Annotated in this window: 15 protein-coding genes; 5 read left to right on the plus strand and 10 right to left on the minus strand. The window is 34.0% G+C overall.

Annotation, left to right across the window (positions count from 1 at the left end):
* Positions 1 to 66: 66 nt before the first annotated feature.
* Positions 67 to 1233, minus strand: coding sequence for a transglutaminase domain-containing protein (locus tag AB1279_RS14820; RefSeq protein ID WP_429759572.1), 1167 nt, complete (start codon positions 1231 to 1233; stop codon positions 67 to 69).
* 265 nt (positions 1234 to 1498) lie between these two features.
* Positions 1499 to 2272 (minus strand): YwqG family protein, encoded by a 774-nt coding sequence (locus AB1279_RS14825; protein WP_429759574.1) that lies wholly within the window; start codon positions 2270 to 2272, stop codon positions 1499 to 1501.
* A gap of 248 nt (positions 2273 to 2520) precedes the next feature.
* Here AB1279_RS14825 and yjcZ point away from each other — a divergent pair, with 248 nt between their 5' ends.
* Together yjcZ and AB1279_RS14835 are read left to right on the plus strand one after the other, a co-directional pair.
* Entirely contained in the window at positions 2521 to 2670 is a 150-nt protein-coding gene (gene yjcZ, locus AB1279_RS14830) for a sporulation protein YjcZ (protein WP_429759575.1), read from the plus strand.
* A gap of 102 nt (positions 2671 to 2772) precedes the next feature.
* Entirely contained in the window at positions 2773 to 3741 is a 969-nt protein-coding gene (locus tag AB1279_RS14835) for a patatin-like phospholipase family protein (RefSeq protein WP_429759577.1), read from the plus strand.
* 199 nt (positions 3742 to 3940) lie between these two features.
* Here the strand turns inward: AB1279_RS14835 and AB1279_RS14840 are convergent, their stop codons facing one another.
* On the minus strand, positions 3941 to 4108 hold the full coding sequence (locus AB1279_RS14840; protein ID WP_429759578.1) for a DUF3933 family protein: 168 nt from the start codon (positions 4106 to 4108) through the stop codon (positions 3941 to 3943).
* Positions 4109 to 4140: 32 nt separating this feature from the next.
* Positions 4141 to 5592, minus strand: coding sequence for a PLP-dependent aminotransferase family protein (locus AB1279_RS14845; RefSeq protein ID WP_429759580.1), 1452 nt, complete (start codon positions 5590 to 5592; stop codon positions 4141 to 4143).
* Positions 5593 to 5870: 278 nt separating this feature from the next.
* On the opposite strand from AB1279_RS14845, the gene AB1279_RS14850 reads away from it, so the two are divergent.
* Together AB1279_RS14850 and AB1279_RS14855 are read left to right on the plus strand one after the other, a co-directional pair.
* Positions 5871 to 6485 carry a LysE/ArgO family amino acid transporter gene (locus AB1279_RS14850; protein ID WP_429759582.1) on the plus strand — a complete coding sequence of 205 codons (615 nt, stop codon included), beginning with the start codon at positions 5871 to 5873 and terminating at the stop codon, positions 6483 to 6485.
* 79 nt (positions 6486 to 6564) lie between these two features.
* Complete coding sequence (locus AB1279_RS14855) at positions 6565 to 7533, plus strand: DMT family transporter (RefSeq protein ID WP_429759584.1); 969 nt, start codon at positions 6565 to 6567, stop codon at positions 7531 to 7533.
* A 160-nt stretch (positions 7534 to 7693) separates the two neighbouring features.
* Here the strand turns inward: AB1279_RS14855 and AB1279_RS14860 are convergent, their stop codons facing one another.
* From AB1279_RS14860 to AB1279_RS14875, 4 genes are all read right to left on the minus strand, one after another.
* On the minus strand, positions 7694 to 8371 hold the full coding sequence (locus AB1279_RS14860) for an MgtC/SapB family protein (protein WP_429759586.1): 678 nt from the start codon (positions 8369 to 8371) through the stop codon (positions 7694 to 7696).
* 703 nt (positions 8372 to 9074) lie between these two features.
* A complete protein-coding gene (locus AB1279_RS14865; RefSeq protein ID WP_429759588.1) occupies positions 9075 to 10079 on the minus strand; it encodes an LCP family protein in 1005 nt (334 codons plus the stop codon).
* A gap of 427 nt (positions 10080 to 10506) precedes the next feature.
* Complete coding sequence (locus tag AB1279_RS14870) at positions 10507 to 11340, minus strand: YitT family protein (RefSeq protein WP_429759589.1); 834 nt, start codon at positions 11338 to 11340, stop codon at positions 10507 to 10509.
* Positions 11341 to 11398: 58 nt separating this feature from the next.
* Positions 11399 to 12295 carry a LysR family transcriptional regulator gene (locus AB1279_RS14875; protein WP_429759590.1) on the minus strand — a complete coding sequence of 299 codons (897 nt, stop codon included), beginning with the start codon at positions 12293 to 12295 and terminating at the stop codon, positions 11399 to 11401.
* Between the two features lie 1147 nt (positions 12296 to 13442).
* Between AB1279_RS14875 and AB1279_RS14880 the strand changes: the two genes are divergently transcribed.
* On the plus strand, positions 13443 to 14219 hold the full coding sequence (locus AB1279_RS14880; RefSeq protein WP_429759592.1) for an alpha/beta fold hydrolase: 777 nt from the start codon (positions 13443 to 13445) through the stop codon (positions 14217 to 14219).
* A 313-nt stretch (positions 14220 to 14532) separates the two neighbouring features.
* On the opposite strand, the gene AB1279_RS14885 is transcribed toward AB1279_RS14880, so the two are convergent.
* Both AB1279_RS14885 and AB1279_RS14890 read right to left on the minus strand, forming a co-directional pair.
* Positions 14533 to 16344 (minus strand): acyltransferase family protein, encoded by a 1812-nt coding sequence (locus AB1279_RS14885; protein ID WP_429759593.1) that lies wholly within the window; start codon positions 16342 to 16344, stop codon positions 14533 to 14535.
* Between the two features lie 393 nt (positions 16345 to 16737).
* A complete protein-coding gene (locus tag AB1279_RS14890) occupies positions 16738 to 17871 on the minus strand; it encodes an MFS transporter (RefSeq protein WP_429759594.1) in 1134 nt (377 codons plus the stop codon).
* Positions 17872 to 17962 lie beyond the last annotated feature (91 nt).

The following is a 17962-nucleotide window of genomic DNA, read 5'->3' on the forward strand; positions in this document are numbered from 1 at the left end:
CCAACATTCAAAATATATTTGCACAAAAAAGAAGAGCATCTTTAATTAGATGCCCTTCCACACAATTTAATAAGCAAATGTAATTGTTAATAATGAATATCCATCTTGCCCTTGATAAGGAGCTACCTGGTATGATACTCTCTTTGCTCCTTTTGGCCAAGAAATTTCATTCAATACCTTCTTAACATCTTGCATGGTGTGATCCACTGTTTGATGATAACGAAGTTCTACCTTTTCTTGTTTAGATGTAAATTTTTTCTGTAATTTTTGCTTTAACTGGTTGTAATCTTCAGCTCCAAATTCCGGTGCTAAATAAACTAGATTTGTATCTGTTAATATTTGTTGATAACTAGAGGACTTCTTACTACCTGCTTTAATTTTAGTCGTTAACTCATTATAATAGTTTGTATTTGCAACTGGATATTTACTACGATCCCATTGATGATCTTTACTCATTTGCTCATCAGACAAATTAAAGTAAGAATACATAACACGTCCCTGTTTATCTGGAACTGGATCATCAAATGTCGTATCGAGATGGTACCATTTACCATCAATACTTACAAGATTCCATGCATGAGACTGACCATTTCCAGTTCCTATTACAATATGAGATTGAATTCCTGCTTCTTTTAATAGCTGATAAGTTAATAATGCATACCCTTGACAAACCGCCGAACGATTGACTAATGCGTCATATGCGGTGTAAGAACGAAGCGATGTGTCATATGAAACATGCTTCACTACATAGTCATGAATGGCTTTTACTTTTTCATTCTCATCCATTCCAGTTGTAATAATTGAATTTACAATTGATTTCGCTTGTTTCATTACATACTGTGATTGCTCTTTCGTTTCGCGATATGAAATATTTAGTGTAAATGAGTAATTCCCTGGTAAACCACGAAGCGAAAACTTAGCGTTGCTTACATTGTATTTTAAATATTCATCTTTTTCTAACGTTTGATTATAAGCCTGCACCAATGTATCCAAAACCTCTTGTGCATTAGTATGCTTCGTCTTATATTTAATTGTAATATTTGTTTCATGATTATTTAGATGTTTTTGTAAATCTTGTTGAAATTCTGTAATCAATTTCGAATCATTTACAGAATTAGCCGTCTCTCCTACTTGTTTTGTAGCAGCATATGAGACTGAAGGAATATGAAGCGCTCCAGTTATAATAGCTGAACAAAGTGCCACAGTAGATACATATTTTATAGATTTTTTCATTTCATCACATCCTCGTAACATAAAATAATCTTAAACTAGCTTTCTTACATATTTCAACTATATACGAATTTTCACAAAAAAGAAAATCCGATTTTTTACAATTACAAATCGCATTAAAGTTAAAAAAATGACTTACACATAACGTAATTCAGACGACGATGAATTAGCTATCTATTCATTCTTATCCAAATGAATAATGCCCGAATAACTCAATTCAATTATAAAAGCAGCTTCCGTTATACACGTGAAACTGCTTCTTTTTACTTTATAAACTTTGCAAAATACAACAAGCTTTCTCAAAACGTCGCTGTTTTACATCTTCATCTGCAATACAGAAATATAACATTCCCATATCACCCCACATCATGTTCAAATGTTCCTCATCTGAATCTACTTGAAATAATAATGTTATCTCGCTATGATGTACACCTAAATATTCCTGTACTTCTTCAAACACTTCTGTTTGAACTGAAAATGGTGTACCGAAAATTTGATGATTGTCATAGTAATCAGGTATTAATTCCTCTAACAATTGTAAGAAACGATCCGAATCATCTTCATCCTCAATAAACAAATCTGGAAGTTTTTGTGCTATCTCAAATGTAACCCTACATTGAGTATATTGTTCATTCACTTGATTCGTTTTTTGTACATCATCTATTTCTCCTTCATAATATAAAACACGCCAGCCTTCTTTTACATTCAAATTTCCATATACTTCGCAAAAGGCTTCCTGTTTATCATCAGCAAAATAGAAAAAATATAACATGCCACTTTGAGGCAAATCATTCTTCATACCTACAGCTTGAAGTTCAGCTAAATTAAACTGTGCAACAAAATGAAGAGGATGTCCTTTATATGTAGGATAGTCTAACGTTGTTGGTAAATCGGGATATCCTCCCATTTTTGAACATCCTACTGGTAATACCTCTTCTTGTTTTGGTACTACTTTTATACATTCAAATGCTGTAGCCAACAACTCATCTTTTATATGAGTCAATTGATATTTTTCAATTAATTCTTCAATATGTTTCGTCATAAAAACTCCTTATTCAACATGATTTCCTACATCATATCACAAAATGTAATCGTGTTTCTTTCGCGTTTTTCTTTATTCATATCTATACCCATTATGAAAAAAGGCTTGTTCGTCATAATCGAAACGCTTCTTTATTACATAATATACAGTGTTCCTACAAACATGCAATCTCATCATCCCTTGTAATACACCCTCATAAACTTCACTTTGTTCACCCCAAAATTTTTCATATTAAGGAGGAAATAAATATGGGTTACGGATATGGATATGGCCCCGGTTGCGGAGGATTCGGATACGGTGGCGGAGGATGCGGATTCGGCGGTTTTGCTTTATTAATCGTTTTATTTATCCTTCTCATCATCATTGGAGCTAGCTGCTTTGGCGGCTTTGTCTGCTAAGTAAACTTTAACAACTATTGTAAAAAAGCACGCACTTGCCGTGCTTTTTTGCTGTTTATTTCATATACAAAAATAAATAATGAATCGAAAGGAATTATTTTCATGAAAATAGATGGTGTCTTTGAAGGAGGCGGAGTTCGAGGAATTGCACATGTCGGAGCAATCTGTGCATTAGAAGAGCATAATTATGAATGGGAGCGAGTCGCTGGTACATCAGCTGGTGCTATTATCGCAGCACTTCTTGCCTGTGGATATACAGGAAAAGAATTAAAAACACTTATAAATGGTGCTGATTATACAAATTTCATTACAAAAACATGTATAGATAAAATCCCTATTATCGGAAAAGGAATAAATGTATGGGTTAAAATGGGGATATATAAAAATGATTTTATAGAACAATGGTTAGAAGATTTATTATCAAAAAAAAGTGTGCATTGTTTTAGTGACTTACCTAACCCTGAAGGCTTAAAAATTATTGCTTCCGATATTAGTAATGGTAAAATGGTTGTTTTTCCCGACGACTTACTACATTATGGATTTCCTAATAAAAAATTTTCTATTGCAAAAGCAGTGAGAATGAGCGCTACAATCCCTTTCTTTTTTCAGCCTGTTAAATGGAAAACTCCTAAATGGAAGCAGCCTTGCTATATAGTCGACGGAGGCATTCTCAGTAATTATCCGATATGGATTTTCGACTCGCCAAATATTCCACGCTGGCCTACCTTTGGATTTCATTTTGTAAAAGACGAAATTCAAGCTGAACCTGTTCATTACGAAGAACCTATTTCGATGTTTAAAGGGCTATTTAAAACAATGATGCAAGCCCATGATTTACGCCATCTCAATACAGAAGCAAGAGCACGTACTATTAAAATCCCTACTGGAAATATTACTAGTACCAACTTCCATTTAAGTGATGAAGAGAAAGACTGGCTTTATCGCTCCGGTTATCAAGCAGCTGAAAAATTTCTACACTCTTGGAACTTTAAACAATATATAAACCAATATCGTACTGGATCTCCATCTAGTACTACAAGTAGCCGAACCAATACTATCGACAAACAATAAAGTGAAACTTCCATCAGTGTTTTTTTCATCCTCCACTGATGAAAAGCTCTCTCCAATCGGGCTCTTACGGGTAGTTATCCCCCACCTATCTTTTTTATTCTCTACAAATGTTGAAATAGCGGTCTTGTTACTTGCACAACAACTAAATAATTTATTGTGTAAGTGTAAAAAGATGGTAACCATCTCAGCTACCATCTTTTTACGGATACTGCAATCCCTCTGCTTCTTCCTCTGTAATAACGATATAGCGTTCTCCAGTCCTTAATCCTAACAGTTCTGCTTTCTCAATTGCCTCTTGTTTCGTTTCTGCATAAGCAGCTAAATATTTTATTCCATTTATCACTTGGCAAATTACATAACGTTCCATCTTCATTCTCCTTCTAGATTATTCTTTCGTATTCATTGTTTTATTTCTTGTATAATTCGTGCAAGTTTCTCAATTCCTCTTTCAATATCGTATAAGGATGCATATGAGTATGAAATTCGTAAATACTGATTAGAATTTCGATCATACAAATTTCCTGGATTAAGCAAAATCCCTGCTTTTAAAGCTTTATGAAACAACTCCTGGATAGAAAATGCGGGGATTATATGCAGCCATATGTAAAAGCCTCCTTTTGGTATATCCCACGTCGCAATATGTGCAAAATGCCTTTCCAACGCTTGTAACGCAACGTCTCTGCGTGTTTGCAACTCTTTTCGAATATAGCCTAAATGTTCTTCATACAATCCACTTAAAAACCAATGGGCAGCAACTTGTTGTGACAAAGAACTAGATCCATAATCTGTCTGCATTTTTATATCTGCTAATCGTCCAATCACCGGCTCTGGTCCTACAATCCAGCCAATTCTCAGCCCAGGACTAATTGTTTTAGACATACTTCCTACATAAAGAACGTTCCCATGTCGATCATATGCTTTTAATGGTTTCGAAGTCATAGAGTCCATCCACAAATCTTGATACACCCCATCTTCTATTATAGGCAACCCAATCTCATTGCAAGTTTCCATAAGAACTTGTCTTCGCGCTTCATTCATTAAAATACCAGTTGGATTATGAAAAGAAGGAATCGTATAAAGAAGCGAACCATGGAATTGTTTTTTATATTTTGAAACAAGCGTTGGTTGTACTCCGTTTTGATCCATTGGAACCCCAATTAACCGCATCCCTGCAGACTGAAAAATATTAAGAGAAAATAAATAAGAAGGCTTTTCTACTAGAATCGTTGCCCCTTTCTGTAATAATCCCATAGAAATTAACTGCAAAGCCTGTATGCCACCTGATACAACTAAAATAGATGAAGAAGATGTCTGTATGCCTAACGTTTTTAAATACTTTGCTAGTTGTTCACGCAGTAAAATATCTCCTTTCGGTTCTTCATAGCCTAAAGGGATACTTTGTTGTGAAAGTGTACTCATAATACGTTGTGTTTTCTCTTGTGGCAAAAGTTCTAATGAAAGTTCACCTGTTCCTAATCGAATCATGTTTGAATCAAATTCTGCTCGGTTAATCTCTTGAATCGTTGGTAAATTAGGATAATGAAGCCCTGTCTCAACATACGAATTCCAATCAGGCAGCGATGAAGAAACTAGCAAGTCCCATGTATTACTTATAACTCTCGTTCCTCGTCTCCCATTTCCTTCAATTAATCCTTGAGCAGCTAACTCATCCAATGCTGTTACAATTGTACTTCGATTTACTCTAAATGCATCAGCAAACACTCGCTGAGACGGTAATTTCGTTCCTATTGTCCACTCCCCATTGACAATTTTCATTTTTATATACCCTTCAATTTGCTTATATAAAGGAATAGAAGAAGATACATCTGGTTTCCACTCAAACCATTCCATTAAATCACTCCAACTAACTTTTTATACTTGTAGTATATACTTTGGTTGGTTCATCATCCAACCATATGGATGGATACAATTGATATTTTCATTTATATAATAAAACAAAACTTCCATCAGTGAGCGATTTTTTCACTGATGGCTAGTTAAACCAATCGGGCACATGCCAGCAGTTATCCCCCACCTATCTTCTTCGCCTCTCTCTCACTCTTGAGGTGGGGGTCTTACTGCCCGCAAATAGCAGGATAAAATTATAATTCTACATAGGAGGAGATAAAATGGGCGAAGCCATACTTCACGGAATTGTTCTTGCATTTGGACTTATTATACCTTTAGGGGTGCAAAATGTATTTGTTTTTAATCAAGGTGCTAGTCAATCTACCTTATTGAAAGCTGTCCCAGTTGTTATAACAGCGGCAATCTGCGACACTATTTTAATCTTAATTGCTGTGCAGGGCGTATCTCTTATGCTGTTAACATTTTCATGGTTAACAACTACACTCTATATAATAGGGTTTTTCTTTCTTCTTTACATGGGCTGGGTGATATGGAAAAGTGAACCTACTGTTTCCCAAAATGAAGTACAAACGATGACAATCCAAAAACAAATTGTATTCGCAGCTTCTGTCTCTTTATTAAATCCACATGCCATCTTAGATACGATTGGAGTAATTGGAACAAATTCTATTCAATACATAGGTGCTGAAAAATGGGCATTTTCCTTAGCAACAATTTTTGTTTCTTGGATATGGTTTATAGGATTAGCCATTGCTGGACGAATGCTAGGAAAAGTAGACTCATCCGGAAATAAAATCAAACTATTAAATAAAATTTCCGGTGTTATTATTTGGGGAGTTGCGTTTTATATGTTAGCAAAGCTTGTCATAAAGTAAAACAGCCACTTGTATCATCAGAAAAATCAGTTTATTATAGAAGAATTACTGGATTCTCAGATGAATTGAGGTGAACGGATTGCGTCCCATTTTTTTAGGTGTTTGTGCAGCATTCTTTTTTGCTTTTACATTTGTTCTAAACCGCGCTATGGAATTATCCGGCGGAAGTTGGATTTGGAGTGCGTCACTTCGATATTTCTTTATGGTTCCGTTGCTTTTGCTTATTGTTATGAGTAGAAAAAATTTACGTCCTCTTCTAAAAGTTATGAAAGAACAACCAAAAACATGGATATTATGGAGCATTGTAGGATTTGGATTATTTTATGCCCCTCTTTGCTTCGCAGCAACATATGCACCAGGTTGGCTAACTGCTGGGACATGGCAAATTACAATTATTTCAGGTTCATTACTCGCGCCATTATTTTCAGAAACGATTGAAACGGCAGATGGTCCAATAAAAGTTAGAGGTACCATACCATTTAAAGGTCTCGCAATGTCACTCATTATTCTTTTTGGTATTACTCTTATGCTATTAGAACAAGCTAATCACATTTCTTTAAAACATGTATTATTAGGTGTACTTCCTGTACTCGTTGCTTCATTTGCTTATCCACTTGGCAATCGTAAAATGATGGAAGTATGTACAGGGCGTCTAGATGCATATCAACGTGTATTAGGTATGACATTAGCTAGTTTACCATTTTGGATTTTGCTATCAATATATGGTTTCATTACTGTTGGTATACCCAGCAAAGAACAGACGATTCAATCTAGTTTGGTTGCCATTTGCTCTGGAGTAATCGCAACTGTACTATTCTTCCATGCAACTGATCTGGTTAGAGGCAATATGCAAAAATTAGCTGCTGTCGAAGCAACGCAGTCTATGGAGGTATTATTTACAGTAGTTGGAGAATTAGTTTTATTAGCATCTCCATTCCCTTCTGCCTTATCATGGTTTAGTATGTTTCTTATCATGCTTGGTATGATTTTACACAGCTATATTTCACAAAAAAGAAAAGTTACTCATAATCAGGAAATTAGCGCTTAAAACTTACAATCTCCATGTAAAAGGCCATGATAACATTACCTCATCGGATGTTGTCATGGCTTTATTTTTCATTTTAAAAATGTTCCAAATTACTTATATACATCTGTTGTTTATACAGAATTTGATGTCCAAATTCTTGAGATTTCATATTACTACAAACTTATCTACTTTCGACCTCCACTGAAACGCTTTGTTCCATCTCTTTTAAAGAGGTATATAAATCAGTTGTATATACCTTTTCAGGAGCTGATACCATCATTTCTAATTGTTGATAACCGCTATCTATATCTTTAATTTTCACACGTTTCACTTGCAAATTTAAATGCTTAATTTGTGTAAAAATTTGATTTAGCTCTTGATGCTTATTAACAACTATTTTTACTGATAAATCCCTTTGCCTTAAAGAATAAGGTCCTGCTAATTTAATAAGATATGGAAATACATTAATTGCCAAAATAATTAAGACCATTGCCACAGCTGCTTCTAAATAAAAACCTGCGCCAATCGCAATCCCTAAGCCTGATGCCGCCCAAACCATAGAAGCAGTTGTTAATCCAGAAATCACATCATTATTTCTCCGTAAAATAACACCTGCACCGAGGAAACCAACTCCACTAACAATTTGTGCTGCAAGGCGCATAGGATCCATATTCGTATGCCCTGGTGATGAATATACATTTACTGATTCAATAGACACAATCGTAATTAAACAACTTGCTACCGAAATCACCATACTCGTTTTCACACCAAGCGGTTTATTCTTCAGCTGTCTATCAATTCCAATTAACAGTCCAAGAAAGAGTGCCAGACCTAGTTTGAGTAAAAATTCAAATGTCATATTCATTTCTCCTTATTCACTTAGTATGAAATTTTACTGTTTTAAACTCTTTTTTATCATTTTAGCCAAGAAGACTCCTTCCTCAATTTGTGTGAAGGTGCGTAGCACCAACAAATAGGTGGGAGATGAATTGGCTTTTTTGCGTAGCAAAACATATACTCATATGTTATAATTTTCCATGTACAAGTTGTACTTTGAAAACTGAACGTATGAGGTTGTAGCAGGTACTTATTGGCTCTGCTATGTAAAATGTTCAAGCCTAAGAAGTAGCCGAAGACGCATTGATGATTCTTAGGAATCTTGCAGTAGGCTCATAAGCAGTCCCAAAAGCTAGACTGATGGGATAGAGGGGTTGGGTGTCTATAGCACACCATTGTGTCAACTCCACTAACGTTAAGCGTTCCGCAGTGTTTGATACGTTAGAAACCCCTACTTCAAACGAAGTTAAGTAGGGGAGTATTCATGGTGAAATAGTAACTATAACTGTTTTATACTTTCAATATTAGTCCTTTCTTTTCCTTTTTAAATTATTCCTCAATTTTATTCGTAGACTCCGCTACTTCCTCCCATTTTATAGTTAACTATCAAGCAAACGTTTCATTAAAATATCCTTATCCATTTTTTCAAAAATAAATATATCGAACTTTAAAAGGTGGCTGATTCAAATAGAAAAAGGTTGGCTTTTCGCCAACCTTTTCTCTATTTATTTAGATACTGATTTCTCTGTAATACCAAGATGTTCATTCAATTGTTTTGATATTTCCTTTACATTCTGTTCATTTGGTTGATAATAATAAATTCCATTAATACGTTTGTCTGTGCCCTGTACTTGCATTTTTTCAATGTTTAAGTCTGTCCCTGCCATATTTTTCGCAATCGCTAGCATGTCATCAAATGTTAAGTTTGTTTTTAAGTTTTTATCAACTGCATCTAATAATGAGCTCAGCTTTGTGATTGATTTAACTGATAATGCTTTTTTTGCAATTGCTTCGATTACAAGTTGCTGTCTTTGACCACGCATTGCATCGCTATCGATTTTACGTGTTCTCGCTAACGCAAGCGCTTGTTCTCCATTTAAATGTTGATAACCTTTTTCAAGATGGATTGCACCAGCTTGGTCTTTGCTGTCTTGTTCAGTAAAAGTAACTGGCACATCAATATCAATCCCGCCAAGTGAATCTACTATTTTAATAAAAGATTCAAAATTAAATTTCACATAATAATCAACAGGTACATTTAAAAAACGTTCAACCGTATCACGTGTACTTTCCACCCCACCAAATACGTGCGCATGTGTAATTTTATCTAATTTTTTTCGTGATGGAATATATACACGCGAATCGCGAGGGATACTTACTAATTTTACTGATTTATTATCTTTGTTAATGGTTGCCAATAACAAAGCATCAGTGCGAACAGCTTTACCGTATTGGCTTTTTCTTTGTTCGCTTTCATCTACTCCCATAATTAAAATAGAAATATTATCTTTTAAAGGTGCCACTTCTTTATCACGTTTACTAGACTTATTTATTTCTGCATAAGAATTACTTACAACCGCTTTCGCCTTACTATATATAAATGAACTGTAACTTATCCCGCCAATAATAAGAAGTACAAAGGGAATTATCAGAAACCATAAAAAGCTTCTTTTTTTGGAGCGCATGTTTTTCTTTTCACTTCTACTCGGTGCTTCTATATCTTCTGTCATTTCGAATCTCCTTTCAAAACACTCTCCCTTACTAGTTTAATTGAAATGTAACATTCTTTGTATCGAATTACATTTCATTATCCTTACATTTTTGTAAGGATTTTTAAGCACTAATAATACCTCTTTACAACATAAAAAGTAACATCCACTTGTTATAACCTAATAAGAATTTAATCTAAAAACGAATATTTTTGGGGATTTTCAAATATTTTTTTCTTATTTTGCACTATTTCCAACAATCTTTATAGAATCATTTCAATCTTAGAACTACAGCAATTTCTTATACACAATATAGAAAAAACTGCATCTTTTACATAATTATAAACCTTCGAACTATCTCCACTTCCATATTATTAAGTTTAAATATTATTATATTTTTAATATTTATAAAAAAATCTGACCCTCAAACATTTGAAGGCCAGATTTTTTAACTCGCTTTAAAGCCACCGCCTAATACATCACGTACATCATGAATAACAACAAATGCATTTTCATCTTTTCTACTCACGACTTGTTTTAATTGAACGAGCTCTTGCTTATTAATAACAACATATAGTACTTCCTTATTATTTCCTGTATAACCGCCTCGTCCTTCTAACACTGTTACACCGCGCGTCATGTGCTTCATAATGGACTCTCGAATAACATCTGGATAGTTTGAAATAATTGTCACAGCTGTTCTTGTATCCATTCCTTCTACAATAAAATCAATGACCTTCGCGCCAATAAAGACCGCTACAAGTGTATACATCGCTTTCTCCTGTCCGATAATAAACACTGAACCAGCAATAACAACAATATCAATAATTAATACGCCTTTCCCGACACTCCAGCCTAAATATTGATTTGCTAACCTAGCTATGATAGCTGAACCACCTGATGTGCCACCTGCTCGAAACATAAATCCTAAACCAACCCCTACAAAACTCCCTGCAAAAAGAGCTGCTAATAATGTATCATTATTTACTGGAGTTGCAACGCCTTCTGTGATATATAAAAAGAAAGATGTAGATAGTATCCCCAGAACTGTATACACCATGGTTTTTTTATCAAAAAATTTATAACCGATTGCAAGTAAAATGGCATTCATTATAAAGTTTACAACACCAGGAGACCAATCAAATAAATAGTAAGTAATAACAGTAAGACCAATAATTCCCCCTTCGGATAATCGATTTGGAATAGCAAAAAAGTTAATCCCAATCGCAAATAACAATGATCCAACTATAACAAGTAAAATCTCTTTCGTACGTTCATTCATTACATTTTCCTCCCATCTATGCCTTTACATGTATGTTATAATTCAACATCTTAGGAAACTAAGTTGTCTCTCTCCATTTCTCTGCATGTTTCTCTATCATTTCAATTAATTTTTTCATCGCCGGAGTCAACCATTTATTTTTATGGTATGCCAGTTCCGTTGTAACAAAATCCTCACTGTATATCCATGGAAGCGCGATTAACTTGCCACGCTCAATTTCCTCCTTAACCGTAATAAGCGGTAAATACGATAATCCTAGTCCACACATGACGGTTTGTTTAATTGCCTCAATACTCCAAAAGTGAATACTTGAGCAATTAACACCTTCCTTTTTTATCCACTTTTCTAATAAGTCTCGATAACTTCCCGGCTCTGTAAGCAATAACATTTCTCCTTCTAAATCAGCAGGAGTAACGATTTTTTGTTTTGTTAGCGGATGCCCTGGCGGAGCAACAAGCACAACTGTTTCTCGAACAAGGGAATGAGTGACAATATCTAAACCAAGCTTTTCCGGATTTGTAAATAAAGCAAAATCAAATTTACCTGACTTTAACTCATTATGTAACTCTTGACTCTCTGATGGCTGTAAAATGATATGAACTTGCGGATATTTCTTTTTAAATTCATATAATATCACAGGCAATCGATATATCATTAAAGACTCGTTTGCCCCAATACGTATCGTCCCCGATGGTTTACCGTTCATTTGAGATGACTCCAGCGCCTCATTTGATAATTCTAATATTTTTTGCGCATAAGAAAGCATATGCTCTCCTACTTCAGTTAAAATCACCTTTTTACCAAGCCGATCAAACAAGGGGCTTCCAATTTCTTCTTCTAAGGATTGAATATGATTAGTGATTGTTGATTGTGTATATCCGAGCCATTCTCCAGCCCGTGTAAATCCACCGCTTTCCGCTACAATAATAAAAGTTTTTAAATGACGTAACTCCATAATGCCACCTCCTGTTGTACAATCGTTATTTCATCTTTAATAGCATAAATTACGGTTTACATTATATAGAAAGGTTACATATACTTTTCTAACATCAAATTATTGTTATTCCTATATTTCCATAAGAACAAAAATTGGTGTTACAAGATATACAATACCAAGAATAAACATGTGTTGTATTCATGTGAATTTTTATAAATGACTTTTCTCTGTTATATGTAAAATACATACAGTAAAATTTATCCCGAAACACCCATGAAGCTAACTATTTTCTTAGAAATAGTTAGCTTCATGGACAACCTTATATACTTTTAACCATGTATACTCGAATCGAAAACGATTGATTCCAAACTTAAGCTGCTAGTTTATATAAATGTCCATACTCAAATGATGTATACAGCATATAAAGAAACTACATAACATTTCCTCTTCACACTCACCTAATCGCTATTATATATTTAGAATGAGAATAAATAAAATGAATTATTTTAATAGAAATCATTTAAAAAAATGATAGATTAATTAAAATATAAAACATGCCATTAAATTGGCATGCTTCTCTACATTATATATTATACAATTTTCTAAAAAATACTCTCCAAATTATAAAGTGAAACTTCCATCGGTAGGGATTTTCTTCATCCCCCACCTATCTTCTGTAGAAAAGCGGAAGCGGCTCGCCCAGAATCGCAGGACGCCCACGGATAGCGGGATAAATTAAAGCCCACTTATCACTACTAAGACCATATCGACAAGTTATCTTTACAAACTATATAACCATCTAGTATTATTACCTAGTACTTAAAAATAATAACAAACACCAATACTCAATCTATTAAACATTCAAAATGAAAACAAATTAACTTACCAAAACTTATTTTAAATTCATAAATAAATTTTATTTTTCATTATATTAAAAATCGTTCTCGTATATATCCTCAACGCAGATGAGCAATTCTTATTTCATGTTTTCTATCATTATGAATAGCAAAGTAGTGCCTATATACTGATTTACAATATATTTTATACACACTGCATTGCTAAACTTGATATTACAAAAATGGTAATTAACACCACATAAATTACCTCAGTTCATTGATAATGATGACATTCTAGTAGAACGTATTTTCTTTTTTCCAACATAGATTTGAAAGGGGCATACTTTTTGCAAACACAACAGGATCTTAGTAAAAAAACTATCATATTTATCCATGGATTAGTTGGGAATCGTCGTGCATTTAAAAAAGAATGCAAACTATTTTCCTCATCTTACAACATCATAACGTATGATTTACTCGGTCATGGTGAGGATAAAGGAGAAGCAATTGATTTTTCTTTAGATCAATTAGTACAGCAATTAGCAGATCTTTATGAAAAAGAAGGAATCCAGCAAGCTCATATTTGTGCCCTGAGCTATGGATGTTATATTGCTACTATATTTGCTCATCAGTACCCAGAAAAAGTATTAAGTCTTTGCCATATTGGAGGTCATTACAATAACCCCTCTAAGTTATTTAATGTCTTTCAAAAGTTTTGGGACAAACGAAATAATGAGTACTCTTCTTGGCTTCATCAGTATGCAAGTACTATATTTCCAAGTGGCATTCTAAAAGCAAATCCATTTGCGATCGTTTCTAAAAATATTTACTATCGATTTGGATTACAATTACACAAATCTATTATTCGAGAATCACTACGCCATCGTCTAGAATTCGATTTAAAATCCCGATTACGAGAACTTACACAACCAATTTTATGGGTAATGGGAGAACATGATCATCTCTATAAATCTTGTTTATTTGATTTAAAATCCATTCTTCCAAATGTTTCATATAAAGAAATCCCATTAGCTGGTCATGCTGCAAATATATTTCGACCAAATTATTTTTATGATCTTTACTCTCAATTTTTACAAGAAACATGATCCTAAAGTCAATTATTTTTATTAAATAAAGAGAGTCGCATTCCATTGCGACTCTCTTCTCATATACAAGACATATTTTAAATGCAATCTCGGTTTTTCTATATATCCCTAAAAATCTTTCTCCCTACTAGTCTAATACGAAACTAGCTTTTTTAGAAGCACTTCAAAAAGTGTACCTTTTTAAACGATTTTAAGTAAAAAACCTTTTAAACTTAAACATACTGATACTATCAAATTAAAAGGATGGGATTCATCATGTCTAAGTGAGCTCACGTGGAAAGATTTCCAACCTGATCTCATATTGTATTCCTACTTATTTAATGTGCTTCACTACAAGAGAAGCATATGCCTCTGCCCCCGTCTTCGTCAAATGGACCCCATCTGGTTCAAAATATGCTTGCTTTCCAACGCTTGCTGAATGCCAATCAACTAGTGTGATATTTGAGAAATTCTTCGCGGCTTCTTTTAATCTTTCATTAACTAATGATTCCCATGGACGCGGTACTCTTGTATTAATCAATATAATTTTACGTTCATTACCTATTGATTGAATCAATGATGTTATTTGCTCAGTAGTAAATGCTCCATTTGTACCTAATCCAATAATAACGTAATCTCCTAAACTACCCTCTTTTTTCATTTTATCCACCGTGACGGTTGCTTCTGACATTTGTCTTCCAATCTTCGCGTCGATCTTAATATTAGGAAAGGCGTTTTTCAAATATGGAGATATGTCAATCATAATGGAATCTCCAATGGCTGTAACTGTTGGAGGTTCTTTAGGCTTATTAGAAACAGTTCCTTTTTCTTCTTTATTTTGAGCTGGTTTATCAGCCTGTTCTGTTTGTTCCGTTTGTACTTTTTGCTCTTTTTGTTCTGTTTGTACTGCTTCTATACTAGCTTTTTTAGAATTCGCTTTTGCTTGGCTTCCTGTTACTAAACCGAAACCAGCTGTCACAGAAACCAATAATGCAAATGTTAAAGCTAGCTTACTACCTAACGCCAATTTTCTTATTTTTAAGTTATGTAAATGAATATTCTTCAATGCACCTTGACGAATTGGATTTTCGATAAATTTCCACGAAAGCTGTGCCATAAACAGAATAAGAAAAAATTGAAAAATAGCCCTCGTAAACTGAAATCCTCCAGTACTTACTTGTGGACTTGTCAATGTGATAATCGGATAATGCCAAAGATATATCCCATAGGATCGGACACCAAGCCATCGTAAAGGTCTAAACCTTAAAAATGCACTAATTCGGCTAGTTGGATGAGCAAGATTCGCTACTAATAATGCCGTAACAACCGAGAACAGGAACATTCCTCCCCGGTATAGGAATGGATCATATTGATTCGTCTTCCAAAACATAACGAGAATCACAATAAGAGCAATTCCTCCAATTACATCAAGAACAAGACGAGCTGACGGGATAATGTTATTAGCAAGCCTACTGCTCGGCCAAATGAAAGCGAGTGCTGCACCAATCAGTAAGGAAAACGCTCTTGTATCGGTACCATAATAAACCCTACTTGGATCAGCGCCTGGTACATATATCATTGCCATTGCAACAGCTGAAGCAATTGCTCCGAGAAAAATAAATAGAGTCATACGTGACTGTTTTTTTATATAGGAAAATCCTAAACTAATTATGAGCGGCCAAACTACATAGAACTGTTCCTCCACAGCTAATGACCAAAAATGATTCAGTGGAGAAAGTTGGCCAAAACTATCGAAATATGACAATTTGTGAAATATATACCACCAGTTACTAACATAGAATAATGCTGCTAACGAATCTCCCCACATTTTTCCAAGTAAAGAACTATGAAAAATTGTAATCCATGCTAAGATTATAACAAGCATGATAAGCATTCCTGGAAGCAATCTCCTTGCCCTACGTAACCAGAAATTCTTCAAATCAATCCTCTTATTTTCCTTCCATTCAATAACAAGAAGATCCGTAATTAAATAACCAGAAAGTACAAAAAATACAGTAACGCCTAGGAATCCTCCAGGCATCCACTTAAAATTGAGATGATACAAAATAACACCTAGTATGGCTAGGCCTCTTAGACTGTCTAATCCAACCATATAACGACTATTTTTCTTTAATGGTGTGGGCATTTACAGTCACCCCCCATCTTTTTCTAAAAACTGTGTAAATAATTACACTATGAAATTCTATCAATTTATACTTAACCAGTATAAACTAAATAAAAAATAAAAGGTTTACAAAAATAGTACAAAATACATTAACAAACATACTTGTTTTTTATAGTAATGTACACAGTACATAAAATTCTATCATGTCATCCGTTATTATAAAACTGTTAATACAAATAAAATTCATTACAACATTTCGATTTCCCAATAAGGATACATTACAATAAACAGATGATTTTATTAAATCCTTTAAATAGTCCCCAATATATAAAAATAGTCTAAGTCATATTATATATTTTGACTTAGACTATTTTTATATATTTTGTAAACTAAAATTTACCAATTCATTTCACTCTACTGCTTTCTTATTATTAAAATAAATTGCATTCCAATTGCAACTACTAATATACCAGCTGTAAAGTATGGCAAATCGAAAGGATTTATTCCTTTTTCTAAAAATATACCATTTGCCAGTGTTCCCATGGAACCAGCAAGATAATTAATAGAACTAAGCAAGGCAATCGAAATAGCAGCATGTTCTGGGCTCATTTCGACTAATGTTTTTTGTTGTGTTGCTAACGCTGCCCAGCCAGTAGCTCCCCAAAGAATTAAACAGATAGCTACCAAAATCGCTATTTGATGAGAAATCCCCATAAATATTAAAGATGAAAACATGATAACCATTAAATATATTAATATGATTTTAGGTTTCTTATAGAAATCGATAATATATCCTATTATAAAGCTTCCTCCTATGCCACCTATTCCCCACATCCATATAAAGATTACGGATTTTTCAAATCCATAGGAAGCTATTATGAGATCTAAGTATGTGTATAAACCTAAACTACAAAAACTCAATATCATCGTTATGATCATTACAAGTGAAATACCTTTATTTTGGAACATCGTTAGTCGTTCTTTTAGTGTTGGTAAATGAGTAGATTTTATCAAAGGGAACCTAAACAATAGGGACAATATTCCCAGTACACCGATTACGACAATAAACAACATTGTCATTCGCCACCCATACATATCGGAAATATATATACCGAAAGGAACACCTATTACAGTTCCTGCACTCATTCCAAGTAATATCATTCCTAACGCTCTACCTCTTTTGTTTTCATGAACAAATGTAACAGCTGCCGATGAAGCGAATGGTGAATACAGACCAGCTCCTATACCTGCTATTCCTCTAGAAAGTAATAAAATGATAAAATTGTTCGTAACTGCACTTACTACATTGGCTGATACGAAAATGGATAATGCTATTAATAATGTATTTTTTGCATTCGTTTTACTCATAATTGCAGCAAACAAAGGTGCTGCAATTGCATAGCACAAAGTAAATATACTTACTGTCTGTCCCGCTTTACCTATAGATACACGAAACTCATCTGCAATACTAGGTAAAATCCCTGCCATTACATAAGCGTCTACACCTAACGCAAACATACCTATCGCTAATAAGAAGATCTTGTTCAATGTTCATCACCCTTTTGTTAATTATTCCATTTTTTATCATAAAGGGTATAATGAAATTAGTGAAATTAATATTTAGCATAGGAGGTATGAA

The organism is Bacillus sp. S14(2024) (assembly GCF_050473785.1).
In the GTDB taxonomy this organism is placed as follows: Bacteria; Bacillota; Bacilli; order Bacillales; family Bacillaceae_G; genus Bacillus_A; species Bacillus_A yunxiaonensis.

Excerpts from the sequence above, each read along its gene's own strand:
- AB1279_RS14870 (WP_429759589.1), bottom strand. The coding sequence starts at position 11,340 with ATGAATGAACGTACGAAAGAGATTTTACTTGTTATAGTTGGATCATTG.
- AB1279_RS14825 (WP_429759574.1), bottom strand. The coding sequence starts at position 2,272 with ATGACGAAACATATTGAAGAATTAATTGAAAAATATCAATTGACTCAT.
- AB1279_RS14875 (WP_429759590.1), bottom strand. The coding sequence starts at position 12,295 with ATGGAGTTACGTCATTTAAAAACTTTTATTATTGTAGCGGAAAGCGGT.
- AB1279_RS14835 (WP_429759577.1), top strand. The coding sequence starts at position 2,773 with ATGAAAATAGATGGTGTCTTTGAAGGAGGCGGAGTTCGAGGAATTGCA.
- AB1279_RS14850 (WP_429759582.1), top strand. The coding sequence starts at position 5,871 with ATGGGCGAAGCCATACTTCACGGAATTGTTCTTGCATTTGGACTTATT.
- AB1279_RS14845 (WP_429759580.1), bottom strand. The coding sequence starts at position 5,592 with ATGGAATGGTTTGAGTGGAAACCAGATGTATCTTCTTCTATTCCTTTA.
- AB1279_RS14820 (WP_429759572.1), bottom strand. The coding sequence starts at position 1,233 with ATGAAAAAATCTATAAAATATGTATCTACTGTGGCACTTTGTTCAGCT.
- AB1279_RS14885 (WP_429759593.1), bottom strand. The coding sequence starts at position 16,344 with ATGCCCACACCATTAAAGAAAAATAGTCGTTATATGGTTGGATTAGAC.
- yjcZ (WP_429759575.1), top strand. The coding sequence starts at position 2,521 with ATGGGTTACGGATATGGATATGGCCCCGGTTGCGGAGGATTCGGATAC.
- AB1279_RS14865 (WP_429759588.1), bottom strand. The coding sequence starts at position 10,079 with ATGACAGAAGATATAGAAGCACCGAGTAGAAGTGAAAAGAAAAACATG.
- AB1279_RS14860 (WP_429759586.1), bottom strand. The coding sequence starts at position 8,371 with ATGACATTTGAATTTTTACTCAAACTAGGTCTGGCACTCTTTCTTGGA.
- AB1279_RS14840 (WP_429759578.1), bottom strand. The coding sequence starts at position 4,108 with ATGGAACGTTATGTAATTTGCCAAGTGATAAATGGAATAAAATATTTA.